Here is a 26,732-nt window from a genome sequence, read left to right as displayed (position 1 = left end):
GCTGACGGACGCCCACCGCGCACCGCGGTTGGTGGGGCATGTCGCGTTCTTATGCGACTGGCCGTTATACTTCGACTAGCCACAAAGGGTGTGCTTGGTCGCTGGGACGGTTGCGGTTGAGATTGCTGACCATGAGCGGCTTGGTAGAGCAGGTGTTGAAAGAGCGCTACGGCGAGCCGCTGGTGGTATCCGGCGCGATGCTTGTGGAGCATCGCTGGAACGAGGAGCGCGAGGCCCGGCGCTGCCTATTGTACAGACTCGCTGGGGCGCGACCGGCGTCGGAAACGACCCCGTTATTGCTTCAACCCGTGTACGGCGACTTCATCGGCGGGAGTCTTCTTCAGGGTTCGATGAAGCTGGCGGTGGTTGCGGGTCCGACGATCTACGGGCTCTACTCGCTCAGCAGACTGCGAGCGCAGCCCGAGGTCTGTGATGCCGGGCAACTCGATCCTTCCATTGAGTTCTTCATGGACGCTGCAGATGTGTGGTACTACGGCCTCAAGGGAGACGAGTTGTACGTGTACGATGCGCCCAACGGCGAGTTGTACGCGCGCGGTCCTGTGGGGTCGGCTTTGGTCACGTTACTGCAGGAATGGGAAGAAGCCAGGCCAACGTAAGCGGCGATGAACAGCGAGTCTTGTCGGAACGGCAGGTCGCGGCGGCGCACGACCTGCCCTACACGTTCATGGAGGATACGCGGATGACTCTGACGGCGGCTGAGAATGCCAACCGGGGGCGCAGCGGCTCGGCTTTCTACGCTCCCCCCGCCCCCTCTCTGAGACGGAGGGGGGTGTTGGGCGCGCCCTGCTTCGCTTTCGTAATGGCAATGGCGCTGCTTGCTCATGGCGCGTCCGCCCAGCCGCCGGCGAGTGGGCCGACGATTCCGGAGGATTTTCCGCGGTTCATCGTGCCGGGGCATGAGCAGGAGATGGACAGCCTGCGGGCGCTGTTCTGGCTGCACTATCAGCCGGCGGGGCCGCTGATCACACTGTGGGACGAGTGGATGTCGCAGAGCACGCTGTGGCCGGCGCGCGGCAGCGGACGCGAACTCGACGCGATGCGCCGGCGGTGGGCGGGGGCGCTGGCCGGCCGGGGCATGAACGCCGAAGGCTACATGCTCACTCATCAGCACGACGGCCTCGCGCACGCCGAGGGCTGGCCGTTTCCGCTCTGGACACAGGCCGGCGGCATCGGCTGGCACTTTCGCGGCACCGGCGTACAGGGCTACGACGCGCCGCCGGCGACGCCCGAGGGCTGGCAGATCACCGGCGGGCGCGGTGGCGACGTGGGCGAGAAAGGCTGGGCCATCGAGCTGACCGAGCCGCGCGCGAGCGCGACCACGCCGGCGTTCGCGGTCGAAGCGCGGAGCGCCCCGTGGCTACGGCTGAACTGGTGGGCGGCCGGCCTGGATGGCGCGAACTGCTACGTCGAGTGGACCACGCGCGACGAACACGAGTTTTCACCGCAACGGCGGATGTATTTCACGCCGGCCCGCGGCGGCGACAAGCTCAAGCTCGACGTCGGCGAGACGCGCGGCATGATCCCAGTCTATCGCCACGCCGGGTGGAAGGGGACGATCACGCAGGTGCGGATCAGTTTCGACAACGCGGGTTCGGCGACGGTGGCAATCAAGTCGTTCCACACGGCGTGCGACACGCGGCACAACGTGAACAATCTCAATTTCATTCGCGGGTGCGCCGAGTATTTCCGCTGGTCGGCGGATTACGCGTTTCTGCGCGGCCAGATCGGACGGATTCGCACCGCGCTGCGCTTCACGATGCGCGAGTTCGACACGCGGGCGCGCAAGTGCATCTACACGACCTGGCCGGGCCACGAGGGCCGCAGCGGCGTGCGCTACGTGGACGGAAAGAAAGTCATCGTGCCCGGCGAGGGGATTGGCAGCAACTACTGGGATTTGCTGCCGTTTGGCGGCGAGGACGCGCTCGCGACCATCTACTACTACGACACGCTGCTAGATCTGGCGGAGCTGGAGGAGGCGATCGCAGCCCATCCGGAATGGGACGTCGCGACGGGCGGCGATGCGTTTGATCCGGCGGACCTGCGGCAACATGCCCAGGAGGTCAAAGACTACGGCGCGAAGCGGTTCTGGAACGCCGCGACTGGGCGGTTCGGGACGGTCGATCTCGACGGCGTGTTGCACGACTACGGCTTCACGTTTTTGAACAATGAGGCGGTGTATTACGGCTTCGCGACGCCGGAGCAGGCACGGTCGATCCATGCGTGGATTGCTGGCGAGCGGGTCGTCGCGGAGGACACGTCGCAGGGTGCGGACATTTATCATTGGCGGTTCGGGCCGCGCTCGACGACGCGCCGCAACATCGATTACTACTTCTGGGGTTGGTCGGGACCGGAGTCGATTCCGTTCGGCGGGCAGGTGCAGGACGGCGGGGCGGTGCTGGGCTGGTCGTATCACGATCTGATGGCGCGCCTGCTGACCGCCGGTCCGGATGATGCGGCGCGACGGCTGCGCGAGATTTGCACATGGTTCGACGAGACGCAGGCGGCGGGCGGGTATCGGGCGTACTACAGTGACCCGGCGCGCGGGACGATGCAGGGCGGGAATGTGGCCGGCGGGCTGGGCCTCGATCGCGAGTTCTTCGAGTCGATCCTCGTGCCGCAGGTCATGCTGTACGGGTTCCTGGGGTTCAAGCCGACTGCGACCGGTTGCGAGATTTCGCCGCGGCTGCCGAGCGATTGGCCCGCGCTGACAATCACGCGCATTCACCTGCACGATCATGTGCTGAGCGTGTCGGTGGCGGGCAAGGACATCCGCGTCGCAGATGAGACTCCCGGCGGGAGCGCGCTGGAAGTCCGCGCGCCGGTGGGATGGACGTCAAGCAGCGAGACCGCGCGGTGAGGCTTGGCCACCGGACAGGACGCTCGCCGGCGCTACTTCGATTCTACTTCGATGGGTAACGGGGCGGCGTCGGTGTCGGTGAGATACGCGGAGGCGGTGGTGTCGCCTTGCAGGCTGGCGCGGAAGAAGGCGGTCAGCAGACCGGCCGTGAGGCGGCGCATCGCGGCCGGATCAGTGCCGCGCGTGCAGACCAGCGTGCCCAGGGACGCCGCCGCGGAGTCCGCGTCGAGCATGTCCGCGTGGCCGGCGTCGGGCACGACCACGTGCCAGGCGGGGGCCGCGCTGGCGGCATAGAACTGCTCGTGATTGTCGCCGGCGGGGGCACAATTGCCACCGAGTCCGGTGCCGATGACGAGCGCGGGGCGTGCGAAGCTGAAGGGGCCATTCACGACACGGGCTTGATTGCCGCGCGGGCCGCCGGTGCCGTCCACGGGATCGACGCCGGCAATGGCTTGGGCGCGCGCAGGGTCGGCCACGAGGACGAGCCAGGCGACCTTGCCGCCGCGCGAATGGCCGGCGAGGCCGAGGCGGTCGGTGCGGGCGCGCTGGCCGGTGAGATCGTCCAGGTGGCCGGGGAGCCACGCGAGGAGTTGTGCCGCGTGATCGGCTTCGGCGGCGGCGGTGGGACAGCCGAGCAGGGCGGGCAGGCCGGGCGTGTACATCTGCGGGGCGACGACGATGAAGCCGTGACTGGCGAGCGCGCGCAGGATTTCGGTGTAGGCCGAATTGCGGGCGAGGAAGCCGTGCTGGAAGACGACGACCGCGTAGGTGCCAGCCGTTTCGGGCGTGTGGATGAGCAGCGCGACGGGCGCGCCCGCCTCGCAGCGTGCGACGGAGATGGTCCGAACACTCAGCGGGCCAGGTGCGTATGGATCTGCACGGCCGACGTAGAGTTCGCCCGTGGGGTCAGCGCTGCGCGCTGGCACGTCCTGGCACGCTGGATCCCGGTGCTCGAGACAGGCGGGACTGGCGAGCGCAAGGGTGACGAAGCTGAGCGTCGCGAGGCGGCGACAAGCGAGCATGGGCAACCTCCGCGGATTACGGGAGATTCTATTCCTGCGAGGCGCCGAGTTCGCCGAACCCCAGGCGCAGGGCGATCCGCGTGCAGATGACGTAGAGCGCGGGCACGACGACCAGCGTGAGCAGGGTGGCGAACGTGAGGCCGAAGATCACCGCGATCGCCATGCTCGCCCACCACTGGCTGGATTCGCTGCGCGTGACCCAGGCCATCTTGTGGAAGTCGTAGCTGACGCCCACGGCCATGGGGATCAGGCCCAGGATGGTCGTCGCCGCGGTCAGCAACACCGGCCGCAGGCGCGTCGCGCCGGCCTGCACGGACGCGGCAATCAACTCCATGCCCTGACGCTGGAGCAGCCGCGTGTAGTCCAGCAGCACGATGGCGTTGTTGACCACGACGCCGGCCAGGCTGATGACGCCGACGCCGGTCATGATGATGCCGAAGGGCATCTTGCAGATGAGCAGGCCGGCAAAGACGCCGATGAGCGAGAGGATCACCGTCGTCATGATGATGAACGGCACGATCAACGTGTTGAACTGGGCCACGAGGATCAGCACGATGAGGAACAGGGCGATGATGAACGCCTTGGACAGGAAGGCCATGGCCTTGTCCTGCTCTTCCTTTTCGCCGGCGTAACGGAGGTCATAGCCCAGCGGCAGGTCGAGCTGCGCGAGGCGCTGCTGCGCATCTGCCAGTACCTCCGTGCCGAGGCGGCCCTCCGCGTCGGCGGTCAGGGTGATGACGCGCTTCTGGTTGACCCGGCTGATCGTGCCGTAGCCGCCGGTGTACTCGAACTCGCCGAGCGAACTGAGCGGGACCGACCGGCCCTGGCTGTTGGGAACCTGGAGGCGGAAGAGATCGTCCACGGACTGGCGCTGGGTGAGCGGCAGGCGGATCGTGATGTCGTACTCGTCGTTGAACTGGCGGTACTTGCCGACCTCGGAGCCGAAGACGGCGGTCTTGAGGAAGTTGCCGACCAGCGCGGTGTTGACGCCCAGCAGCATCGCGCGGCGCCGGTCGACGCGGAACGCCAGCTCGGGACGCGTGGCCTCGTGGTCGCTGCGCAGGTTGACGAGGCCGGGCACGTCGGCGATGAGGTTCTTGGCCTGCGCGCTGAGCTCTTCGAGCAGCTTGAAGTCCTCGCCGATGAGTCGCACGGTGACGGCGGCACCGGTCGGCGGGCCTTCTTCTTCCTTGTCGACCTTGATTTCCGCGCCGGACAGGTCGGCCAATGCCTGGCGGATCTCGGCCACGATCGTGGCGGAAGGTACCTCGCGGATCTCATAGTCGTGGAACGTCAGCGTGACGCTGGCCAGGTGCTCGCCGCGGCCGCTGCCGCCCATGTGCGGGTCGCCGCCGCCGCCGGAGCCGACGCTGGTGATCACGCGTTCGAAGTGCGGCGCGAAGGGGCGGAGGCGCTCCTCGATGATGCGCGCCAGCCGATCGGACTCGCGGATGTTCGTGCCCTGGGGGAAGCGGAGATCGACGACGGCGCGGCGCGGATCGGAGTCAGGGAACAGCTCCACGCCATGGCCCTGCTTGCCGTAGAAGATGGCCAGGCCGATGAGCAGCAGCACGGTGAGGGTGACCGTGGTGAAGCGGTGTTCGAGCGCGGCCTGGAGCAGGCGGCGGTAGCCGCGCAGGAAGCGGTTGGGGCGCGCGGGGTCGCCGCGGCCGCGGCTGACGAGGATGGAGCTGAACATCGGGTTGATGACCAGCGCCACGAACAGCGACGCGAGCAGCGTGATGATGAGCGTGATCGGCAGATACTTCATGAAGCCGCCCATGATGCCCGGCCAGAAGACCATGGGGGCGAAGGCCGCGACGGTGGTGAACGTGGAGGTGATGACGGGCCAGGCGACCTCGGCGGCGCCGGACATCGCCGCGGCGATCTTCTTGCCGCTGAGCTCGTAGTGGCGGTGGATGTTCTCGACGACGACGATGGCGTTGTCGACGACCATCCCGACGGCCATGATCAGGCTGAATAGCACGATCATGTTCAGCGTGTAGCCCAGCGCCTGCAGGATGATGAAGCTGAGCAGCATGCTCATGGGGATCTCGAGCGCGACGATGACGGCGCTGCGCCAGCCCATCGACAGCAGCAGGATGATCACCACCAGGATCATGCCGGTGGCGAGGTTGTTCTCCAGGTCCGCGACCATCGAGCGGATGTCTTTCGACTGGTCGAGCGTGATGTCGAAGCGGACGCCCGCGGGTGCGCGGCGCTGGAACTCGGCGACGACCATTTTGACGGCGTCGGCGATATGGATGATGTTCTCGCCAACGCGCTTCTGGACGGTGAGCGTGACGGTGTCCGCCATGGGTAGGGGGTCACCGTCGGCGGGCGCGTGGGGGTCGGGAGTTCCCAGGCGGGAGTAGCTGTCACGGTCCTTGTACGTGTCGCTCACTTGGGCGACGTCGGTGAGGTAGATCGGCCGGCCGTTCCGGACCGCGAGCACGAGCTTGTCGACCTCCTCGGGCTCGACGAACTCGGCGGGTACGCGGACGTTGAACTTCGTGCCGGGCGTGTCCAGGCCGCCAGCCGAGATGTTGACGTTTTCGGCAGGGACGAGGCTCAGGATCTCCGGGATGGTCAGGCCGTAGGCCACGAGGCGGTCCTGGTCGATCTCGAGGCGGATTTCGCGTTCGAGGGCCCCCAGCACCTCGCATTTCAGGACGCCGGGAATCGCCTCGATCGCGTCTTCGAGGTTGTCGGCGATGAGCTTGAGCCGGACAGGGGACGCGTCGCCCGAGATGTTCACGATGAGGATGGGGAAATCGGCGAAATTGATCTCGGTAAGGGTGGGCTCCTCGGCGTCCCTGGGCAGTTCGCCCTTGGCGCGGTCGACCTTGTCGCGGACATACTGCATGGCGTCGTCGACCTTGATGTTGGGCAGGAACTCGATGGTGATGACCGAGAGGCCCTCGGCGCTGGATGAGCTGATTTCCTTGACGCCCTTGAGGCCGGCGAGCTCCTTTTCGATCTTGATCGTGACGGACGATTCGATGTCCTGCGGCGCGACGCCTTCGTACGCGGTGGTGACGAGGACGTAGGGGACGGGGATGTCGGGCGAGGCCTCGCGCGGCAGCGTGATGTAGCTGTACAAGCCGAAGGCGGCGATCAGCACCGTGAGGACGCCGACCGTGGTGCGGTTGCGGATGGCAGCGTTGGAGATGATCACGGGCGGCCTTGCTGCTCCTCGACGACGGTCACGCGCTGGCCGGGGCCGACGTAGCGGTGCCCGGCGACGATGAGCTGATCGCCGGCCTGCAGGCCGCTGAGGACGCGCACGTCGCGACCCTTGATGAAGCCCAGCTCGACGTCGCGGCGGGCGGCCTGGCCGTTCTCGACGACGTAAACCATCTTGCCGGCTTCGAGCGGAATCACGCTGGCGAGCGGGATCATGACCACGTCGCGAAGCACCTGCCGCGTCAGATGGGCCTTGACGATCTGCCCGCTCCGCAACGGCCCCGCGCGGTTATCGACGGTGATCTCGATCCGCGTCGTGCGCGTGCTCTCGTCGGCGATGGCGTTGATGTAGGTGATCGTGCCGGCCAGCGGCGCGTGGCCGCCGTTCAGCGGGATCGCGGCGGCCGGCTGTCCGACGCGCAGGTAGGGCACATCGCGCTCGGGAACGTCGGCGACCACCTTCACCGTGTCGAGCTGGACGATCTCGGCCACCCTGTCGCCGGGGACGGCGTACTCGCCGATCTCCATCGGCAGCCGGTTCAGGATGCCGGCGACCGGTGCCGTGATCGTGGTGCGCTCCAGCTCGCGCGTGGCTTCGGCGAGCGCGGCACGGGACACATCGCGCCGCGTGCGGGCATCATCCAGTTCGGTGCGGGACGTGCTGCCGCGCTCGAAGAGGTCGAGGATGCGGTTGTACTCGCGCTCGTCGTATTCGTACTGCGCCACGGCGCGCTCGTGGCGCGCTTGCAGCAGGTCCGTGTTCAAATACACGAGCGGATCGCCGGCCCGCACGGGCTCGCCTTCCTGGAGCGGGCTGCCCGCGGGCAGCACCTGATCATGCCACGGTGTGTCGACCGTGCGCTGGCCGTAGCGTTCAAGGCGGCCGGCGACTTCGGCCGCGACGGTTACGATGCGCTCCGGCTCGACGACCGCCGTGAGGTCGAATGTGTCGGCGAGTTCCGCCAGCGGCTGCACGGAATTCACCCGCACGTTGATCGGGGCCACCTCGGCGGGTTGTACCGGTGCCTGGGGGGGCCTCATCAGCGCGATCGCGCAGACCAACACCGTCGCACCCAGAATGAGCACCGCGGGAATGACCAGTCGGCGCCAGCGGGCCGGGCGTCCGGCGGACTCGGGGCGGGCGTGTTGTACGCTCTCCGTGGGTGTCATGGCTCCCGTCGCGGCATGCGCAGCGCGCAGATCGGCATTAGACTCGCAAGCAGCGCTGTCCGCAAGTCGGGATTCCGCCGCCGGTGTGGTGTGAAGCCCCGCGGCGCGTCCAGCCCGAAACATTATCGGGCGCGGGCGTCCCACCGGCTTGCCGCGGTCCGCCGGCGCGGAATAATGCCGGGCGCGGCGCGCGTGCGCTGCGGCGCGTGAGCGGAGCGACCACATGAGAAACCTGAGCGTGTTGATTGGGGTGGCCGTGGTGCTGGTCGGGTTGCCGGGCTGCACCGGGCCGGTTGGGACGTGGAAGCTGACTGAGCTTGTGCCGGCGGACGCGGCACGGCACTTCGGCGTGCAGGCGGTGACGTTCGGCGGCGACGGCACCTACCGGCTGTCGGTGGTGCGGGCCGGCCGGCCGACCCAGCTCACCGGCCGGTACGCGTTCGACAAGGAGAAGGAGCTGGTGACGTTCACCGATGCGGCGGGCAAGGTCGTCCAGTACCGCGTGGCGACGTGCGACTCGTGCGGGTACATGTACCTGTCAAACCCCACCGGCAAGGAGGAATGGCGCGCGAAGTTCACGCGACGATGACACGGCGCGGGGGCCGGGTGCGGCGATGAACGCGAGCGAAGTGCGCGGCGTGGTCGTGGTCGTGGTGCGCGACGGGCGCTGCCTGCTCATCCGCCGGGCGGCGAGTGTCGTGGTGCCGGGGGCCTGGTGCTTCGTGGGCGGGGCGATCGAGGCCGGGGAGTCGGAGGCGGACGCGGTCGTACGCGAGTTTCGGGAGGAGCTGGGGGGCGCAGTGCGACCCCTGCGCCGGATCTGGGAGTACGCGCGACCGGACGGGACCCTGCGACTTTACTGGTGGCTGGCGGACCTCGCGAGTGACGAACTGCGGGCAAACCCGACGGAAGTGGCGGAGTGGCGCTGGTGTCGGCGGGACGAAATTGAGGCGCTGCCGAACGTGCTGGAGAGCAACCGTGCGTTTCTCGCGGCCATCGGCCCGGAGCTCCTGGGGCCGCCACCGGGCCGATGATCCGTGTACGCGGGCACTGTGGCTGAGCCGCTGGGGGGGTGGCTAGCGGGCAGCGGCGGTGGACGCGCCGAGCCGGCCGCGGAGGTTGTCGAGCACGTTCATGAAGTTGATGAACGAATCGTAGGGGGAGTCATACGGGTTGAAGTAGCGGTGCACGTCGCCGTCGGACAGGAACTTGGTGCACATGTAATAGAAGTGGTCCGACGTCTGGAGTCGGCGCCAGTCGTGGAGCAGGGCCTCGTCGCCGCGCTGCAGGACCAGCGGCTCGAGGCGATAGAGCTCGTGGAGGGCGTTCGACTGCATGGCGTTGCCGAGCCACGCCGAGAGGTCGCGCTCGGTGTCGGCCCAGGAGATCATGTGGGGCACGTCGTACTCGCCATGCGCGTCGTAGGCGGCGGCGCACTCGCTGGGAGTCTTGAAGTCGTTGCCGGGGAGGTTCAGGATCGCCTCGGGCAGGTGGCGCAGGAACTCGAAGATGCCGGTCTCGGCCCACTGGTGCTCGCCGAACGTCTCGTAATCCAGAAAGAGGTTGGCGACCGGGCCCTGGTCGTTGACCTGGTGAACCCACTGGGCGAACTTGTCCGTGGTCAGGGGCCACTCGGGCCAACTGCGGTTGCTGAAGCGGAAGGCGATGTCATCGGACAAGCGGTAGTTCTTCAGCAGCAGCTTGACGCCGGGCAGGTCGGGCGGCGTGTAGAGGCGCGCGGGGGAGCGATAGCCCAGCAGGTGATCGGCGCCTTCACAGAGGATGGCCCGGTAGCCGAGGTCGGCGGCCGCCTTGGCCACCTCGTTGTTGTAGATCAGCTCCGTGTTGCGGAAGACGGTCGGCGTCTGGTTGAAAAGCCGCTTGATCAACTGGCGGTGAAGCGCGACCTGCGCGCTGAATTCCGAGCGGGAGTAGAGAAAGCTGAGGGAGTGATAGTAGGTCTCGGCCAGGAACTCGACGGCGCCCGTCTCGGCCAGGCGGTGGAACGATTCGAGCACGTCCGGCATGAAGCGCTGGAACTGCTCGATGACGACGCCGCTGAGGCTGAACGCCACGCGAAAGCGGCCGTCGAAGCGGTCGATCAGCTCCAGCAAGACCGCGTTGGCGGGTAGGTAGCACTGGGTGGCGACCTTGCGCAGGATCTCCTGGTTGATGGGGTTGTCGAAATAATCGGCCCCGCGATCGAAGATGCTGAAACGCCGGAGGCGAAACGGCTGGTGGACCTGGAAGTAGAAGCAGACAGACGCCATTGCGATCGGTTTAGCTCGCGTGCGGACCCAGCGCCGCTTCGTACACCTTAATGCAATTCGCGGCCGAGTCCAGCCAGCTAAAGTGCTTGACCTCGAAACTGCCGTGGTCACGAAGGGTGGCGTGCAGCGGCGGGTGGCGCAGGACGGCCACGATCTTGTTGGCCATTTCGTCGACGTCCCAGAAGTCCACCTTGAGCGCGTGGTTGAGCACCTCGGCCACGCCGCTCTGCTTCGAGATGAGGACGGGAACATCGTTCGAGAGGGCTTCGAGCGGCGTCAGGCCGAATGGCTCGGAGACCGACGGCATGACGTACAGGTCGGCCATGCGGTACACGCGGCGCACGTCGTTGCCGCGCAGGAAGCCGGTGAACAGGACCTTGTGGCCGATGCCCATCTCGGCGGCGAGCTCGATCATGCGGCGGATCATGTCGCCGCTGCCGGCCACGACGAAACGCACGTTGTCCATGACCTCGAGCACGCGCTTGGCGGCGGCGAGGAAGTACTCGGGGCCCTTCTGCATGGTCACGCGGCCGAGGAACAGGACGATCTTTTCGTCGCGCGTGATCGGCGGCAGGGGGGGCTGATCGGGTTCCTCGCGGTCGTCGATCGCGTTGTAGACGACCTCCACCTTGCGCGGGTCGACGCCGTAATGCTTGAGCACGATGCTGCGCGTCAGATGGCTGACGGCAATGACCTTGGTGGCGGCGTGGATCCCGGCCCGCTCGATGTCGTAGATGCGCTGGTTGACGTTCATCCCGGACCGGTCGAATTCCGTGGAGTGCACGTGCACGACCAGGGGCTTGCCGCTCTGGGCCTGGACGGCGATGCCGGCGAGGTAGGTCATCCAGTCGTGGGCATGGATCAGATCGAACGTTTCCTCGGCGGCGATCACGGAAGCGAGGGCGGCATACCGTTCAATTTCGGCGAACATGTCGCCCGAGTAGTTCCCGCCCGGATCGGTGCCCGGGCCGAGCACGCTACGAATGCGCGGCCCCCGTCGGGGGCGGTGCCCGCGGACCCCGCCCGGGGCCACGCGACCGCCGGGCAGACCGGCCTCGTCGTCTTCGTCGAAAGGCTCGTCGGGCCGCGCGTAGGGTCGGAGGGCCGCGGCTACCGCGCGGAACTGCGTGTGCTGGAACATTCCGCCGAGGGTGAGCGACTTGCCGCGCACGCCGGCGGAACTTGGGGACAGGATCTGAACATGGGAGCCTTCGGGGTTTGCGACGGCACGGGGCAGGACGAAGAGCACTTCCGTCCCCAGGCGATCCAGTGCGCGGGTGAGCCCGAAGCAGGCCGTGCCGAGACCGCCGCTGATGAAGGGCGGAAATTCCCAGCCCAGCATGAAGACTCTCATATCGACCTCGCGCAAGGGGCCAGGCACTCGCCGACGGCTGTCCGGTAGCGTGCCGATCCTACGCTGCCCCGGACAACGTGAGCCCGAAAGCGCTCCGGCGCCCACTGAGCGCTAGGGCGGGAACGCAGAGTGCGGAGCTTATCGGCCGCCCGGAGGGCTGTCAACCGGCGGGGGACCGAATCAGGCCCGCGGCGGAAGGCCGTGCGCGCGGCCGTCCAGAAATATGCAGATTCGCCGGCGGCCCCGGTGGCGTAACTCGCAAACTCAGGATATGTTATGCGTTGACAGGCAGATCGCACTGGCGTGCGGACGGCAGATGCGACTCGGTGACCGCGTCGGGATTGGAGGGGCGGATCGGCGCCGGGGCGCGTGTGCGCCCATATGTCCAAGCGGTCCGCCCTGCAAGAGTAGACGTGCGTTCTTACCGTCGGCACGCTGACGTTGTTCAGGGTGCAGTCGGCGATTGTGTCTCACGGAGCCTGGTGTGCCCCCGACGTTGAGAGTTCACACGCTGGCGAAAGAGCTCGGTGTCCCCAGCAAGGCGGTGATCGAGAAATGCCGCGCCGAGGGGATCGAACTCAAGAACCACATGGCCGCACTCTCGATCGGGCTGGCCGAGTCGATCCGCGAGTGGTTCTCCGTGGGCGACGACATCACCTCCGTCGAAGTCAGCGATCACGTCGATGTCGAAGCGGTGCGCAAGACCCGCCGCAAGAGTCGTGGTCAAGCGGTGGAAGTCGCCGAAGCGGAAGCGCCGGCCCCGCCCGCGTCACCGCCTGCGGAGGCCGTGCCGGAAGCGGGCCCGCCCGAGCCGACCGGCGAGATCGCAGTCGCCGAGCCGGCGCCCGTGGTGACTGCCGAGCCCGCCCTGCCCGCCGCCACCGAGCCACCGCCCGCGTTCGCAGCGGCGGAAGTGCCGGTCGCGCCGCCGATCCAGGAAGTTGAAACGCTGCCGCCCGTGGCGGAGCCAGCACCAGTCGAACTCGCGCCGGCCGCGCGCGTCGAGCCCCCGCCGGCGGAGTCGCCCGCGGTCCTGCCGCCCGCGCCGCCGCCGCCCCCGATCATGCCCGCGGGGCCGCAGGTGGTCCCGGCCCCGGCCGAGCTGCGCGGTCCGAAGGTGGTGCGCATCGAGGCCCCGGAGCCGCATCGCGTTCCGCGCCCGCGCGGTCCGATGCGCCCGCTGGGGGAGCGTGCGCCGGCGGCCACGGTCGGCCCGGCGCCGGCGACGACCCCGGCGCGGCGCGGACGCGCCAAGGGGCGGAAAGCGGACGAAGAGGAAATGGCGCGGGCGCGCTCGCGCAGCCCGCGACGGCACGGCACAGCCACGGACGTCGATCAGCGCCTGCGCGAATGGCGCGACCAGGATCTCCTGGAGCGCAAAGAGCGACTGGCCAGCGTCACGGGGCACGGCTTGCGGGATCGGCGGGCTGCGGAGCGCCGGCGCCAGGCCACGGCGCAAACGGGGGCACCGGCGGCGGACCGTCGCGAGCCCGTGTTGATCACCGCGCCCGTGTCGATCAAGGAATTCTGTGCCACGGTGGGCGTGCCATTCGTGGCGGTTTCAAAACGGCTGCTGGAAAGCACCGGGCGCCTCTGGACGATCAACCAGACGCTCGACGCCGAGCAGACCGAATTCCTGGCCTTGGAGCTTGGTATTCCGATTCAAGTGGCGAAGGCGCGAACCGCCTATGAGCTGTTGGAGGACGAATTCGCGCAGCGGCCACGCGAGCATCTGGTTCCGCGTCCACCCGTGGTCGCCATGCTTGGGCACGTCGACCATGGCAAAACGTCGCTGCTGGACGCGATTCGGCGGACGCGCGTGGCGGAAGGGGAGGCCGGTGGAATCACGCAGCACATCGGGGCCTACCGCCTTGACCGCGGCGACTGGCACGTGACCTTTGTGGATACGCCGGGACACAGGGCGTTCACGGCGATGCGGGCACGCGGTGCCAACCTGACCGACGTGGTGGTGTTGGTGGTGGCGGCGGATGACGGGGTGATGCCGCAGACGGCGGAAGCGATCGCCCACGCGAAGGCGGCGGGGGTGCCGATCGTGGTGGCGCTGAACAAGATCGACCTGCCGGGTGTGGATCTGAACCGGGTGTACTCCGGCCTGGCGGAGCATGGGCTGGCGCCGGCGGAGTGGGGCGGCGAGACGGACCTGATCAAGACCAGTGCGACGACCGGGCAGGGAATTGACGACCTGGTGGCGCACCTGAGCACGCTGAGTGAGCTGCTGGACCTCAAGGCGGACCCGACGGTGCCCGCCCAGGGCGCCGTGATCGAATCGCAGATGCGCGAGGGGCGCGGCGTCGTGGCGCAGGTGCTGGTGCGCGAGGGAACGCTGCGGCCCGGACAGTGCGTGGTCTGTGGTCCGGGAGCGGGACGTATCCGGGCGCTGCGCGACGATCGTGGTCAGCAGTTGCCTGAGGCGGGGCCCGGGACGCCCGTGGAAGTCTCCGGCCTGGATGAGCTGCCCGAGGCGGGCGACCGGCTTTACGTCGTGGACGGGCTGTCGCGTGCGAAGGAGATCGCCGAAGAAGTCCGGCAGCAGCGCCGGGCGGCCGCGCTGGAGACAGCGCCGAAGCCGCGGACGCTGGAGGCGCTCGTGCAGGGCGAGGCCGAGGCGGGTGTGCCGGAGCTGACGGTGATCGTGAAGGCCGACGTGCAGGGCTCGGTGGAAGTGTTGAAGAAGACACTGGCCGAATTCCCGGCGGCGAAGGCGCGACTGAACGTTCTGCACGCGGCGGTGGGGGCGGTCAGCGAGGCGGATGTGCACCTGGCGAAGGCGTCCGGGGCGCTCATCATCGGCTTCCACGTGGTGGCGGAGGACCGGGCACGCCAGTTGGCGGACCAGCTCGGCGTGGAGGTGCGGCCGTACCGCGTGATCTACGAGCTGCTGGATGATTTGCACAAGGCGCTGGCGGGCCTGCTGGCGCCCGTGGAGCGCGAGGAAGTCCGCGGTACGGCGGAGGTGCGGCAGGTCTTCAACGTGTCGCGCGTCGGCACGATCGCCGGTTGCCACGTGACGGACGGCGTGATCCATCGCAACCACAAGGTGCGGCTGGTGCGCGACGGGCGGGTGGTGATCGAGCGGAAGACGATCGGTTCGCTGAAGCGGTTCAAGGATGATGCCCGCGAAGTGCGGGCGGGTTTCGAGTGCGGGATCAAGATCCAGGACTACGATGATGTCAAGCCGGGGGACATCATCCAAAGTTACGAGGTCGTCGAGGAGGCGCAGGAGCTGTAGCGCTGGCGTCGCTGCGCGTGCGCCGCGGCCCCGCCGGTGCAGTGGCCGCTCCGGGTGCGGTGATGGTGGTCGGAGTCTTGCGCGTCCGGCTGGGCGTCTTCGAAGCGCGGTCGCTGAAGGACAAGCGGCGCGTGACGAAGAGCCTCAAGGACCGGCTGGCGGCGCGACACAACGTGTCGATCGCCGAAGTGGACGATCTGGAACACTGCCAGGCGGCGACGCTGGGGCTGGCGATGGTGGCGAACGAGACCCGCTTCGTGGAGAGCGCGTTGTCCAAGATCGTGGACGAGCTGCGGGTGTATGCGCACGCGTCATTGCTGGACTACGAGATCGAGCTGCTGTAGGCGGGGGCGCGCCGCGGCCGGCCAGGCGCGAACAGGCCGGGATGTGTGAGATCGGGACGCTCGTGTCGCGACGGACTGAGAGAGTCGGGAGCCTGATCCGGTCGCTGGTGGCCGAGATCATCCAGAGTCAACTGGCGGATCCGCGGATCCCCCCGATCACGTCGATCACGCGCGTCGAAGTCAGCGATGATTTCAGCGTGGCCCGCCTGTACGTCAGCGTGATGGCGCCGGACGCGCAGCGGCAGTTGTGCTGCGCGGCGCTGCAGAGTGCAAGCGGGCTGCTCCGGCGGCGGTTGGCCCCGGAGCTGCGCTTGCGGAAGCTCCCGCACCTGGAATTCCGCCTGGATGACTCCGTGCGGCGGGGCTTCGAGACCGTCACGGCGATCGACGCGGCCATGCGCGAATACGGGGTCCGACCGGCGTGGGAGCAGGATGAGGCCGACACGACGGAGGCGGACGACGAACAGCCGGACGACGAGAACGTACCCAAAGCGGCCGGGCGGGACGTGGCCCAGGAGGACGCATAGGCGATGAGGGGCGCGACAGAGTGCACGAAGCGGCTGAAGCCGTTCTTCAGCGCGTTGCGGTCGAAACTGGGGAAGGTCGGGCCGCTGACCGCCACGGACCCGGTCACACAGTTGATCCTGGGGATTCTGTCGCGCGACACGCCGGAGACGAAGGCGCAAGAGGGCCTCGAGCGGCTGCGCGCGGTGGTGGTGGATTACAACGAGCTGCGGGTGGTGCCGCCGATCGAGCTGGCGGCGCTGCTCGGAGATTTCCCCGACGCGCGCCTGAAGTGCGAGGATATCTCGCGGGCACTGAACGCGGTCTTCGGGCACGAGCACGCCATTTCGCTGGAGCGGCTGGCGGGGATGTCGAAGCGGGACGCGCAGGCCGCCCTCGAGAAGATCGACGGGTTGGAAGCCTACACGCGAGCCCGGATTCGACTGCTCGGGCTGCGGCAGCACGCAGTTCCGCTGGACGAGGCCATGTGGGCGGTGGCCCGTCAGGAGGGGCTGGTCGACCCGCGCTGCCCGCTGCAGGAGGCGCAACAGTTTCTCGAGCGTGCCATCCGCGAAGACGACGCCCTGGAGTTCGTGGCCCTGCTGAAGAAATACGCCTGGAGCGAGAAGGGGTCCGCGGTGCGCCGCCGCGAGGTGGAACGCATCGTGAGCGTACCGCCGGATCGCACGGCGCGCAACATGCTGCAGATGGTGTCCTCGAGCCTGGCGGAGGAGCTCGACGATGGGGATGAGTCGGTCGAGGAGGCGCGATTGCCCCGGCCGGCGCAGGCCGAGCCGGGGCAGCCAGCCACACCACGATCGCCTCGCACCCGTTCGCGCCGCGCGGCGCGAAGTCCGACCGCTCCAACGAAGGCGCCGCAGGCCGCCGGACGGGCACGTGCTCCGTCCGCGGCCGGCGGCCGCGCGGGCAAGAAAGCGGTCTCCCGAAAAGGCCCGCCTCGTCAGACGTCGACGCGCGCAGCGCCGGCGCGGCGCGCCAGATCCACTCCCAAGCGCAAACCCCGAGTGCGGGCAGCGAACTGAGCGGCCCTTCTACGACCGCTGACACCGCGGTGGCCCGCTCGGTGCCCCGGGGATGTGTCGCACCCGCATTGGCGCCGGTGGCCCCGACGGCGCAGATCGTTAAGATGTCGCACGGCACCGGCGCCGGGCGCGGGCGGTTTCGGTCCCCTGCGGTCGCCCGGCGGCGCGGGCCATGCAATCCAGGGAGCCGGTCGTGAGGCACTACATAGGGCAGCGGTTCGGTGGGCGGACGGCGGCGGGTCGCGGGCGGACGCGGGAACGCGCGGGCAGCGTGGCCCTGGGACTGGTGCTGGCGTTCACCGCCACGTTGGTCGCGGGGCGCGGTCAGGAGCCCCGCGCGCACGACAGCACGCCGGCCACCGACGCGAACACACCGCTGATTGATGTCCCGCTCGCTCAGATCGAGCCCTACGCCGCGCCGGCACCGCAGCGTGAACACCGGCTGGAAGACGCGCCGGAGGTGAAGGCGCGGTACGACGCGGCGCGCGCGGCGTTCGACAATCGACAGTATGCGCAGGCCGTGGCCGAGCTGGACGCCGCCTTGAGCTTCCCGCACGGGAGCTGCTTCGACGTGCTGTACCTCATGGCGCAGGCGAAGCGCGCCCTGGGGCGCCCCGGGGAAGCGCGCCTGGCCGCGGAGCAGGCGCTGCTGTATCGGCCGGCAGCGGTCGACGTGCACCTCCTGCTGGGACGCCTGCAGCGCGAGGCACGCCGCGCCGCGGCCGCGTGTGCGCACTACCGCGCCGCAACGCTGGCGGCGGAGGACCCGGCCGACAACCCGCGCAGCATGGTGGCCTGGTATGAACTGGGCGACGCGCTGGCGGAAGCCGGCTACCTGGCGGCCGCCGTTGAAGCCTTCGAGCAGTTCGAGCGCGCCGTGTCGGCCGAGCGCCCCGCCCCGCCGGAAGACGACGAGCTGACCGCCATTCTGCAGCGCCATCCGTTCGGCGCACTGGAGCGCCGCGTGGAATTGCTCCGGCGGCTGGATCAGCCGGACAAGCTGGTCCAGGCGGTCGCGGCCGCCCGCGAGCGCCAGCCGGACGAGCCCTACCTGGAGCGGCTGTATGTCCGTGCGCTGATCGATGCGGGCGCGGCGGAGCGGGCGTTCGCATTCTGCCGGGAGCAGCTTGGGGAGCGTGTGGCGGCGCCGGACGTGCCGGAGAACGAGCGCCGCGTGACCGACGCTCCGCGGGTCACGATGCTGCTGGCGCTGACTATTGAGGCGGGGCGCGCGGCGGGCAAGCTCGAGGGGTGGGTGGCGGAACTGGCCCAGGAAGTGTCGGAAGGGCGGCACGCGGAACTGGCCCGCCTGTTGGCCGAGCGACTGGATGCGGTGAAGGATCACCACGTTTCCATTCCACTCTGGCGTGGGCTGGCCACGCACCAACCCGACGACGCGGACGCGACCTGGTCGCTGGCCAGTGCCTACAAGGAGGCGGGTGACCTGGCGACGGCCCTGGACACGCTGATCGCGTTCGTGCGCGGCAACGGCGAGCGGGTGGCGATTCCGCCCGAGCGTCTGGCGGATTGGATGCGGAGCTTCACGGCGACGGAGGACTTTCTGCGGCGCGTGCGGGAGATCACGGCGCGGGGCGACGGGGACCACGCAACGTACACGGTGCTGGGGATGACGGCGGCCGCTGCGGGGCAAGCGGACCTGGCCGAGCAGCTCTTTGAGGCAGCCCTGGAGCAGCGGCCGGACTTCGCGCTCCCGCGGCTGGCCTGGGGCCGCATGCTGCTCAGTGCCTGGCGGTGGGAGGAGGCGCTGGCGCAAGCCGACGCGGCCCTCGCTGCGGTGCAGAGCATCGCGGGCGATACACGGGCGATCCGGGCCGCGGCGCAGCTGCTGCGGGGCGACGCCTGCGTCGGCCTGGATCGCAACGCGGAGGCGGAGCAGGCCTACAAGGCGGCGCTCGAGGCGCAACCGCATGAACCGGCGGCGGTGATGGCGCTGGCGCGGCACTACCGGCGGACCGGCAACCTGCTGGGAGCGCAGCGCTATCTGCAGGAGGCCTGGTCGGCGGACCCGACGCAGGGGGAAGCGATCGAGGAGTTGATCGACAGCTACCTGGAAGGCGGGAAGAACGAGATCGCCCGGAAGTGCCTGCGCGAGGCGGAGGCCTCGGGCGTCCCGGACGACGTCCTGCGGCGCGTGCGGACGGCGCTGCGTTTTGCGGCGGCGCCGATGCAGCCGGACCATTTGGCGGAGCTGACCCGGCAGTTCGAGCAGCATCCGGATGACGTGACGACGGGACTGAAGCTGGCGGCCGGCTTGTACATCACGCAGCGCGCCGACGAAGCCCTGCCCATCCTGTTGAAGGTGCAGGCCCGGGCGCCGCAGGACGAGCGTTTGATTTACCTGCTGGCCCGGGTCCATCTGCGCCGGCTGGAGAATGAGCAGGCGAGCGCCCTGCTCGAAGACCTGGTGCGGCGCTATCCGCGGCGGCGCGGGGCGCTGCGCCTGCTGGCGGACGCGCAGCTCGCGGATTTCCGGGTGGAGGACGCGCGGCAGACGATGCGGCGCATGCTGGAAGACTGCCCGGCCGACGAGGACCAGGAGCAGCGCACGGCGCTCCGGACACGGGTGCTCGAATCCTACCTGAGCTTCGCCGAGTACGACGCCGCCCTCGCGTTGCTCGACGAATGGCTGGCGCAGCAGCCGGACGTCGACGAGCTGATCCAGAACAAGTTGCAGGTCCTGCTGATGGCGGAGCGGGCCGATGCGGCGGTGGCGCTGGCCGTGGCGCGCCTCGAGCCGGTCACGCAGAAGTTCACGGAGGCCCGGACGCGGCTGGAGGAGTTGAGCGCGCAGTTGCGCGAGCAACCGAAGGACGCGGACGCGCAGGCGCAGTTCGAGAACCTCCAACGGGAATATGCCGCCCGCGGCACGGAACTGTACGCGCGGCGGTCGGAATATGTGCACGTCAGCGTGAACGCGGGGCAGTACGAGCAGGCGGAGCGGCGGATCCGGGAATGGCTGGTCGACCTGCCGGGCGAGGCGCAGCTCCAGGAGTGGCTGATCGAGGTGCTGTTGGCGGCGGGGCGCGGCGAAGATGCACTCGAAGCGATCAGTGCGCTCGTGCCGAAGACCCCGACCGATGTGCTCAAGGCATTCATCTGGCGGGCGCGCGGGCTGGCGGCGGCGGGCAAGCGCGACGACGCGGTCCGCGATCTGAACGGGTTGCTGGAGGAGACGTTCATCCGGGAGAACGCGGCGGCGCGCGCGCAGGTGCGGGAGGAAATCCTCGAGCTCCTGGTGCGGGCGCGGGAATTCGACCGCGCGGTCGCACAGTGTGAGCGGTGGCTGAGCGAGACGAGCGCCGTGGACGGCGGGGGGCGCGGCGCGGCCGCCTCGGCCGCGCGGCTGGGCGTGCTGCTGCTGAAGCGCTACGTGCTTGGGGCCGCGGAGCGGTTGGAGGAGCAGTTGGAGGTGTCCGAAGAGCTCCTGGCAGCGCAGCCGCATGACGCCGGCCTGAACAACGACATCGGCTACACGTACGTGGAGCGCGGCGAGCGGCTGGAGCGCAGCCTCGCGATGATCAAGCTCGCCGTCGCGGCCGAGCCGCTGAACGCCGCGTACCTGGACAGCCTGGGGTGGGCACACTATCGCCGCGGGGATTTCGCGGCGGCGCGGGAGCAGTTGGCGCGGGCGGCGCGGTTGCGGGTCGGGCAGGATGCGACGATCTTCGACCACCTTGGTGACGCCGAGTGGCGGCTCGGGGACGCCGCCGCAGCGCGGGCGCACTGGCAAAAGGCGCAGGACCTGATCGAGGCGCGGCCGGCGGCGGAGCGCAGCGAACGCGACGCGCAACTGCTGGCGGCGCTGCGCGGCAAGCTGGAGGCCATCGAGCAGTCCGACACGCCGGCGGTGGCTCCGACCGTGGCCGAGCAGCAGACGAAGGAGACACGGTGAACAGCGCACTGGAGATTGCCCGACAAGTCGTGGCGGACGAGGCCGAGGCCTTGCGGCAGTTGACGGCCAGTTTTGGCGCCGACTTCGAGGCGATTCTCAACACGCTGCTGGCGTCGAACGGGCAGATCGTGGTCAGTGGGCTTGGCAAGAGTGGCAACATCGCGCAGAAGATCGCTGCCTCTCTGACCAGCACGGGCACGCCGGCGGTGTTCATGCATCCCGTGGAGGCGCTGCACGGTGACCTGGGCATCGTCACTTCCAGGAATTGCCTGATCGCGCTCTCGCGCAGCGGGAACACGGAAGAGATCCTGCGGTTCGTTGCCCACTTTCGGCGGCTGGGCGGGCCGGTGATCGGGTTCACCCAGGGGCGCAACTCGCGCCTGGCGGAGCTGGCCAATCACCTCGTGCTCCTGCCGGACGTGCCGGAGGCCGGGCCGCTGAACCTGGCGCCGACGACGAGCTGCGTGATGATGCTGGCGGCGGGGGACGCCTTGGCCATGGCGCTGCTGCACAAGCGCGGCTTCAAGGCGGAAGACTTCGCGCAGTATCACCCCGAGGGGGCGCTGGGGCGGCGCCTCCTGCTGCGGGCGGCCGACCTGATGCACTCCGGCGCCGCGCTGCCCGTCGTGCAGGCCGGGCAGACCTTCAACGAACTGGTCGTGGAAATGACGCGCAAACAACTGGGGTTGGCGCTCATCGTGGAAACCAACGGACGCATGCTGGGAACGTTTACGGACGGAGATCTCCGGCGAATCTTCGAGCGCGTTGCGGACCCGCGCGCGATTGATGCGCGGACGGCGTATGCGCAAAGCCGACGCTCCGCCGCGTCACCCCCCGTCCCGATTTCCGCCGTGCAGGGCTCGCATCTCGCGGTGGAGTGCCTGCGGATCATGCGGGAAAGCCAGATCACGAGCCTGGTGGTGACGGATGACGCAGGGCGCCCCGTGGGACTGCTGCGGCTGATGGACCTGCTGAACGCGGGCCTGGGGTAGCGGCTCGCCGCGTATTATCAGAATAAGGGGCGCGCGGGAGAGACGGTAAATTCTCCAGCTCGGGGGGCGCAGTCTACCAATGTTCCACTATGGCTGTGCCGATATTCCCGGTACGGGGCCATGTATGCGCGGCGGGGCGTGAGTGGATCCGCCGACCGCTGTGTTGCGCTCGCGCGCGCGGCGCGCAGGGAGACGAACGTGCCGGGCAACACAGACAAGGTGGCGAAGCCGACGGGGCTGAAGGTCCTCGTGGCAGAGGATCGGCTCACGGCCTGGGTCCAGGTGCAGGGCGTGGGGCGGCCGGACTTCGCCGTGCCGACTGAGGACGAGGTCGTCGCCGCGGCGCAGGCAGCGCGCCTGGCAGTGACCGACGATGTGCGCACGCGCGCGAAGGAACTGGTGGGGGTCATCCGGGAGGCATGTGCGGCGGGGGCGGAGAGTGCTGTCGCGCGCCTGCCGGAGCGGTTCGTGATCGCGCAAGGGCAATTGCCGGTGGAGGGGGAGGACGGGCGCGTGGAGCTGGTGCCGGAGCTGGCGCAGGCGACGGCCCCGGCGGACGAGGAAGGGCAGGTCGATTACTTCGCGGCGAGCGCGATCGTCACCGTCGCAGCGGGGGCCAAGATCGGCCGACTGGTGCCGGAGCGTGCGGGCACGCCCGGCGTGGACGTATTTGGGCGCCCGCGCGCACCGCGCAAGCCCAAGGGCAACCCGGTCAAGCTGGGGGCGGGCGTGAAGTGTGATCCGGCCGACGAGGGGGCACTCCTTGCGGTTACGGCCGGGCGGCTGGAACTCGACGGTGGCCGGGTGCGGATCAGCGAAGTGCTGGCGGTGCCGGGCGACGTGGATTTCAGCACCGGGAGCATCGAGTCGTGCGTGAACGTACATATCGCGGGCACCGTGCGGGCGAAATTCAGGGTGAAGACGACGGCGTCGCTGGCGGTGGACCGCGTGATTGAGGCCGCCGAGGTGGACGTGGGGGGGGACGTGCTGGTCCGTGGCGGGATTTTCGGGGCGGAACGGACGGGTCACGTCCGCGCGGGCGGCAGCGTGACGGCCAAGTTGTTGAACGAAGTCGTGCTCGAAGCGGGTGGCGACGTGCGCTTTGGCAAGGAAATCCTGAACGCATGTGTGCGGACCCGCGGGCACCTGATCGGCGAGCGCGGCACGGTGATCGGCGGGGACGTTTACGCGCGTGAAGGACTGCGGGTCCTGGTGCTCGGCAGCGAGGGCTGTGTCCTGACCCTGGTTGGCACGGGCGTCGACGTGAATGCCTTGCGACGCGGACGGCAACTGGAGCGCCAGATCAAGGAACTGCACAAGTCAGCCGAACAGATCCGGCAGGCGATCCAGCCCCTGATGGCCAACATGAAGCGCCTGCTGCCGGCACAGCGCGAACGCGCGACGGAATTACTCTGCAAAGCGGACGAGATCGACCTGCAGGTCGATGAACTGAAAAAGCAGATGGAACAATTGCAGACCGAGAGCAAGCCGCAGGGAACGCCGAGCATTCTGGTTGGCGAAATGATCCATCCCGGCGTTCGGCTCGTCATCGATGCGCGCGAGGCGCGCGTCCAGAAGGCCCTGCACGGACCCGTTCGCATCGAGATGCGCAAGATCGACGACGTCACCCAGATGGCCGCCGTCAACCAGCGCACCGGCTCCGTCACCGTCCTCCCCTGCGTCGACGTCGACCTTGACGCGCCCCCCGCCGATGCGCACCCGGCCACCGCCCCGAACCCCAAACCCTCCGAGACCCAACATGCTGCCCAGCCATAACCCAGCCGCCACCGACGCGCCCGACCTCACCACCGTCCTCCTCGACGTCCTCGGCGACCTCGCCTTCATGGTCACCGACGACGAACCCGCCGACTGGCCCCCGGGCACCGTCTGGCTCCAGGCCCAGATCACCTATCACGGACCCGCCACCGGCACCCTCCGCTGCTGGGGCACCCGCGAGTTCGGCACCCGCCTCGCCGCCAACCTCCTCGGCATCGAGGCCGCCGACGCCCAGGCCCAGATCGCCGGCCAGGACGCCCTCCGCGAGTTCATGAACGTCCTCTGCGGACAGCTCGTCACCGCCTGGCACGGCAAACACGCCGTCTTCACCCTCTCCATCCCCACCGTCCGCGAATGCCTCGAGGCCCCCGCCGGCGTCGCCGGCCCGCCCCGGCACGTCTGCCGCCTCTCCATCGAGGGCCAGCCCCTCCTGTGCCTCTACGAACGCGCACAGCCCGACGCCTAGCCCGGGGAGCCGCCCGCGTCGAGCGCCGCACCCCCAGCCCCGACCGAGGAACACCACCGTGCTGACCGAGACCGACCGCGAGCTCACCACCCGCGAATACCAGCTCTTCCGCGACCTGGTCTACGAAAAGTCCGGCATCAACCTCGGCGACCAGAAGCAGCAGCTCGTCCGCGCCCGCCTCGGCAAACGCCTCCGCGCCGGGAACTTCAGGTCCTACCGCGACTACTACGACTTCGTCCGCCACGACCCCACCGGCAACGAGCTCTGCGCCCTGCTCGACGCCATCTCCACCAATACGACCCACCTGTTCCGCGAAAAACAGCACTTCGACTTCCTGGCCCGCGCCCTGCGCGAACGGCTCGCCCAGCCCCCGCGACGCGGGCTCGGCCTGACCCTCCGCATCTGGAGCGCCGGCTGCTCCACCGGCGACGAGCCCTACTCCATCGCCATGACCGTCGACGACACCGTCGGCCACCAGCTCGACTGGCGCATCCTCGCCACCGACCTCTCCACCCGGGTCCTCGACCAGGCCCGTGCCGGCCTCTACGAAACCCACCGCCTCGGCACCGTGCCCCCCATGCTCCGCCAACGCTACTTCACCCGGCCCGACACGCCCGACCGCACCCGCGTCCAGGTCTGCCCCGCCCTCCGCGACCGCATCCGCTACGCCCGCTTCAACCTGATGTCCGCCCAGTTCCCGTTTCGGCACGGCTTCGACTTCATCTTCTGCCGCAACGTCATGATCTACTTCGACCGCCCCACCCAGGAAAGCCTCGTCGCCAAGTTCGCCCACCACCTCCGCCCCGGCGGCTACCTCCTCATCGGCCACTCCGAAAGCCTCAACGGCCTGGCCCACCCGCTCCGCTACGTCCAGCCCACCATCTACCAGCGGGTCGCCACATGAGACCCCCCCGCCGCCGAGTGGACGTGTTCCTCGCCCCGGGCGAACTCACCGTCCACGCCCAACCCGCCCGCGTCAAAACCATCCTCGGCAGCTGCGTCGCCGTCTGCCTGTGCGACCCGCGGGCGGGGGTGGGGGGGGTCAACCATTTCCTCCTGGCGCGCCCGGCGTCCGGCGACCACGCCGACACCCGCTACGGCTGCGTGGCCACGCCGCGGCTCATCGAACGCGTTTGTCAGGCGGGCGCACTGCGGCACCGCCTCCAAGCCGCCGTCATCGGCGGCGCGCATCCGCTCGTCACCAACGGTGGCGGCCCGGCTCCGTCCGATCGCGCCGCCCGCAGGATCGGCGCGGAGAACGCGGCCGTTGCCCTGACCCTGCTCGAGGCGGCCGGCATTCGCGTCGTGCACCAGGACACCGGCGGCCCCTGCGGACGCAAGCTGCTCTTCGACACCGGGACGGGAGAATTGCTGGTCCGCAAGCTGCGGAGCTGGTCGGAGGCGCATCCGGCGGAGGTGCCGGCGACGTGAGACCCACGGGCCCGATCCGTGTTCTGATCATCGACGCCGCACCGGTCTTCGCACGGACGCTGGCGGCCGAGCTGAACCGGTGCGCTGGCCTGCACGCGCGCGCCAGCGGCGGATACCTGGAGGAACTGCGCGGACACCTGCTGCAGTTTCATCCGGAAGTAATTCTCCTCGACCTGGGGCTGCGCCAGCCGGACGCGCTCGACCTGCTGCACCGGCTGCGCGGGCACTATCCCGTGCCGATCATCGTGCTGGCGATGGACACCACAGCCGGTCGCGACGCAGCGGCGCTGGCCCTGCAGCGCGGGGCACTGGAAGCAGTACGCCGGCCGGATAGCCTGCGCCCCGAAGTCCTGTTGCCGCACGTGTACGAGCTGGCGGCAAAGATCCGGGTGGCGGCCGCCCTGGCGCGTCCGGTGCCAATGCCGCTGGCCGGCGAGGCGGGCCAGTTCTCGTTCCGCGCGAGCGGCACACAACCGCAGCAGGCGCTGCTTGCGATCGGGGCCTCGACCGGCGGGACGCAAGCCATCGAGGCCCTGCTCGCGGCGATGCCCGACGACTGCCCGCCAATCGTGATCGTGCAGCACATGCCGGCGGGGTTTACGCGGGCGTTTGCGAACCGGCTGAATCAGCGGGTCCCCGTGTGTGTGCGCGAGGCGGAGGACGGCGAGGTGCCCGGGGTCGGTGAGGCGCTGATCGCGCGGGGCGACACGCACCTGGTGGTGCGGTCGGCGGCGGTCGGCTGGCGCGTGCAGTACACGCACCAGGAGCCGGTGAACCGCCACTGCCCGAGCGTGGACGTGCTGTTTGAGTCGGTGGCGCAGGTGGCGCGGGCGCGGGCGGTGGGCGTGCTGCTGACCGGCATGGGCGCGGATGGAGCCCGTGGCCTGCTGGCGATGCGCGCGGCCGGGGCGGCGACCATCGCGCAGAGCGCGGAAACCTGCGTGGTCTACGGGATGCCCAAGGTCGCCGTGGACCTGGGGGCGGCCCTCCATTCGGCCGCGCCCCAGGACGTGCCGGCGCTCGTGCTGCGGATTCTGCAGGAGCGGGAACACGCCCCCCGGGCGGCGGGTGCTGTCCGCGCACGCTAGACCATCCGGCGGCGGGGGCTTTGCGCGCGGCACGGAGCGGGTATA

20 protein-coding genes are annotated in these 26,732 nt (G+C 69.2%); 15 read left to right on the top strand and 5 right to left on the bottom strand.

Going from position 1 to position 26,732, the window contains the following annotated elements; genetic code table 11:
• The first annotated feature begins 131 nt into the window (after positions 1 to 131).
• A complete protein-coding gene (locus tag KA383_00405; GenBank protein ID MBP7744559.1) occupies positions 132 to 617 on the top strand; it encodes a hypothetical protein in 486 nt (161 codons plus the stop codon).
• Between the two features lie 209 nt (positions 618 to 826).
• Positions 827 to 2,878, top strand: coding sequence for a hypothetical protein (locus KA383_00400; GenBank protein ID MBP7744558.1), 2,052 nt, complete (start codon positions 827 to 829; stop codon positions 2,876 to 2,878).
• Positions 2,879 to 2,910: 32 nt separating this feature from the next.
• Here the strand turns inward: KA383_00400 and KA383_00395 are convergent, their stop codons facing one another.
• Genes KA383_00395 through KA383_00385 form a run of 3 tightly spaced genes read right to left on the bottom strand, consistent with a single transcriptional unit; the run spans position 2,911 to position 8,256 of the window.
• Positions 2,911 to 3,900 (bottom strand): dienelactone hydrolase family protein, encoded by a 990-nt coding sequence (locus tag KA383_00395; protein ID MBP7744557.1) that lies wholly within the window; start codon positions 3,898 to 3,900, stop codon positions 2,911 to 2,913.
• A gap of 28 nt (positions 3,901 to 3,928) precedes the next feature.
• Entirely contained in the window at positions 3,929 to 7,078 is a 3,150-nt protein-coding gene (locus KA383_00390; GenBank protein MBP7744556.1) for an efflux RND transporter permease subunit, read from the bottom strand.
• Positions 7,075 to 8,256 (bottom strand): efflux RND transporter periplasmic adaptor subunit, encoded by a 1,182-nt coding sequence (locus KA383_00385; protein MBP7744555.1) that lies wholly within the window; start codon positions 8,254 to 8,256, stop codon positions 7,075 to 7,077. Before KA383_00385 ends, KA383_00390 begins: the two co-directional genes overlap by 4 nt.
• A gap of 223 nt (positions 8,257 to 8,479) precedes the next feature.
• On the opposite strand from KA383_00385, the gene KA383_00380 reads away from it, so the two are divergent.
• Together KA383_00380 and KA383_00375 are read left to right on the top strand one after the other, a co-directional pair.
• Positions 8,480 to 8,845 carry a hypothetical protein gene (locus KA383_00380; GenBank protein ID MBP7744554.1) on the top strand — a complete coding sequence of 122 codons (366 nt, stop codon included), beginning with the start codon at positions 8,480 to 8,482 and terminating at the stop codon, positions 8,843 to 8,845.
• Between the two features lie 25 nt (positions 8,846 to 8,870).
• Positions 8,871 to 9,290 carry an NUDIX domain-containing protein gene (locus KA383_00375; GenBank protein MBP7744553.1) on the top strand — a complete coding sequence of 140 codons (420 nt, stop codon included), beginning with the start codon at positions 8,871 to 8,873 and terminating at the stop codon, positions 9,288 to 9,290.
• 42 nt (positions 9,291 to 9,332) lie between these two features.
• On the opposite strand, the gene KA383_00370 is transcribed toward KA383_00375, so the two are convergent.
• Together KA383_00370 and KA383_00365 are read right to left on the bottom strand one after the other, a co-directional pair.
• Positions 9,333 to 10,526, bottom strand: a complete 1,194-nt coding sequence (locus KA383_00370; GenBank protein ID MBP7744552.1) for a glycoside hydrolase family 57 protein — start codon at positions 10,524 to 10,526, stop codon at positions 9,333 to 9,335.
• 10 nt (positions 10,527 to 10,536) lie between these two features.
• Complete coding sequence (locus tag KA383_00365; protein MBP7744551.1) at positions 10,537 to 11,880, bottom strand: glycosyltransferase; 1,344 nt, start codon at positions 11,878 to 11,880, stop codon at positions 10,537 to 10,539.
• 484 nt (positions 11,881 to 12,364) lie between these two features.
• Here KA383_00365 and infB point away from each other — a divergent pair, with 484 nt between their 5' ends.
• The 11 genes from infB to KA383_00310 all read left to right on the top strand — a co-directional run bounded on the left by infB (position 12,365) and on the right by KA383_00310 (position 26,687).
• Positions 12,365 to 15,130 (top strand): translation initiation factor IF-2, encoded by a 2,766-nt coding sequence (gene infB / locus KA383_00360; protein ID MBP7744550.1) that lies wholly within the window; start codon positions 12,365 to 12,367, stop codon positions 15,128 to 15,130.
• Positions 15,131 to 15,192: 62 nt separating this feature from the next.
• Positions 15,193 to 15,474, top strand: coding sequence for a DUF503 domain-containing protein (locus tag KA383_00355; protein ID MBP7744549.1), 282 nt, complete (start codon positions 15,193 to 15,195; stop codon positions 15,472 to 15,474).
• A gap of 41 nt (positions 15,475 to 15,515) precedes the next feature.
• The gene (rbfA, locus tag KA383_00350) at positions 15,516 to 16,001 is read left to right on the top strand and encodes a 30S ribosome-binding factor RbfA (protein MBP7744548.1); all 486 of its coding nucleotides are present in this window, start codon (positions 15,516 to 15,518) and stop codon (positions 15,999 to 16,001) included.
• Positions 16,002 to 16,004: 3 nt separating this feature from the next.
• Positions 16,005 to 17,021, top strand: coding sequence for a hypothetical protein (locus KA383_00345; protein ID MBP7744547.1), 1,017 nt, complete (start codon positions 16,005 to 16,007; stop codon positions 17,019 to 17,021).
• 193 nt (positions 17,022 to 17,214) lie between these two features.
• Positions 17,215 to 20,934, top strand: coding sequence for a tetratricopeptide repeat protein (locus KA383_00340; GenBank protein ID MBP7744546.1), 3,720 nt, complete (start codon positions 17,215 to 17,217; stop codon positions 20,932 to 20,934).
• Positions 20,931 to 21,926, top strand: coding sequence for a KpsF/GutQ family sugar-phosphate isomerase (locus tag KA383_00335; GenBank protein ID MBP7744545.1), 996 nt, complete (start codon positions 20,931 to 20,933; stop codon positions 21,924 to 21,926). Before KA383_00340 ends, KA383_00335 begins: the two co-directional genes overlap by 4 nt.
• A gap of 198 nt (positions 21,927 to 22,124) precedes the next feature.
• Positions 22,125 to 23,702 carry a DUF342 domain-containing protein gene (locus KA383_00330; protein ID MBP7744544.1) on the top strand — a complete coding sequence of 526 codons (1,578 nt, stop codon included), beginning with the start codon at positions 22,125 to 22,127 and terminating at the stop codon, positions 23,700 to 23,702.
• On the top strand, positions 23,686 to 24,168 hold the full coding sequence (locus KA383_00325; protein ID MBP7744543.1) for a hypothetical protein: 483 nt from the start codon (positions 23,686 to 23,688) through the stop codon (positions 24,166 to 24,168). The genes KA383_00330 and KA383_00325 overlap by 17 nt, the downstream gene beginning before the upstream one ends.
• Before the next feature lie 58 nt (positions 24,169 to 24,226).
• The gene (locus tag KA383_00320; GenBank protein MBP7744542.1) at positions 24,227 to 25,072 is read left to right on the top strand and encodes a protein-glutamate O-methyltransferase; all 846 of its coding nucleotides are present in this window, start codon (positions 24,227 to 24,229) and stop codon (positions 25,070 to 25,072) included.
• Entirely contained in the window at positions 25,069 to 25,599 is a 531-nt protein-coding gene (locus KA383_00315; protein ID MBP7744541.1) for a chemotaxis protein CheD, read from the top strand. The genes KA383_00320 and KA383_00315 overlap by 4 nt, the downstream gene beginning before the upstream one ends.
• Positions 25,596 to 26,687, top strand: a complete 1,092-nt coding sequence (locus KA383_00310) for a chemotaxis response regulator protein-glutamate methylesterase (protein ID MBP7744540.1) — start codon at positions 25,596 to 25,598, stop codon at positions 26,685 to 26,687. Before KA383_00315 ends, KA383_00310 begins: the two co-directional genes overlap by 4 nt.
• Positions 26,688 to 26,732: the final 45 nt, after the last annotated feature.

It is taken from the genome of Phycisphaerae bacterium, assembly GCA_017999985.1.
Classification (GTDB): Bacteria; Planctomycetota; Phycisphaerae; order UBA1845; family Fen-1342; genus JAGNKU01.
This window is presented reverse-complemented; position numbering and strand designations above follow the sequence as displayed.

Excerpts from the sequence above, each read along its gene's own strand:
- KA383_00405 (MBP7744559.1), top strand. The coding sequence starts at position 132 with ATGAGCGGCTTGGTAGAGCAGGTGTTGAAAGAGCGCTACGGCGAGCCG.
- KA383_00400 (MBP7744558.1), top strand. The coding sequence starts at position 827 with ATGGCGCTGCTTGCTCATGGCGCGTCCGCCCAGCCGCCGGCGAGTGGG.
- KA383_00395 (MBP7744557.1), bottom strand. The coding sequence starts at position 3,900 with ATGCTCGCTTGTCGCCGCCTCGCGACGCTCAGCTTCGTCACCCTTGCG.
- KA383_00385 (MBP7744555.1), bottom strand. The coding sequence starts at position 8,256 with ATGACACCCACGGAGAGCGTACAACACGCCCGCCCCGAGTCCGCCGGA.
- KA383_00380 (MBP7744554.1), top strand. The coding sequence starts at position 8,480 with ATGAGAAACCTGAGCGTGTTGATTGGGGTGGCCGTGGTGCTGGTCGGG.
- KA383_00375 (MBP7744553.1), top strand. The coding sequence starts at position 8,871 with ATGAACGCGAGCGAAGTGCGCGGCGTGGTCGTGGTCGTGGTGCGCGAC.
- KA383_00370 (MBP7744552.1), bottom strand. The coding sequence starts at position 10,526 with ATGGCGTCTGTCTGCTTCTACTTCCAGGTCCACCAGCCGTTTCGCCTC.
- KA383_00365 (MBP7744551.1), bottom strand. The coding sequence starts at position 11,880 with ATGAGAGTCTTCATGCTGGGCTGGGAATTTCCGCCCTTCATCAGCGGC.
- KA383_00355 (MBP7744549.1), top strand. The coding sequence starts at position 15,193 with ATGGTGGTCGGAGTCTTGCGCGTCCGGCTGGGCGTCTTCGAAGCGCGG.
- rbfA (MBP7744548.1), top strand. The coding sequence starts at position 15,516 with ATGTGTGAGATCGGGACGCTCGTGTCGCGACGGACTGAGAGAGTCGGG.
- KA383_00345 (MBP7744547.1), top strand. The coding sequence starts at position 16,005 with ATGAGGGGCGCGACAGAGTGCACGAAGCGGCTGAAGCCGTTCTTCAGC.
- KA383_00325 (MBP7744543.1), top strand. The coding sequence starts at position 23,686 with ATGCTGCCCAGCCATAACCCAGCCGCCACCGACGCGCCCGACCTCACC.
- KA383_00315 (MBP7744541.1), top strand. The coding sequence starts at position 25,069 with ATGAGACCCCCCCGCCGCCGAGTGGACGTGTTCCTCGCCCCGGGCGAA.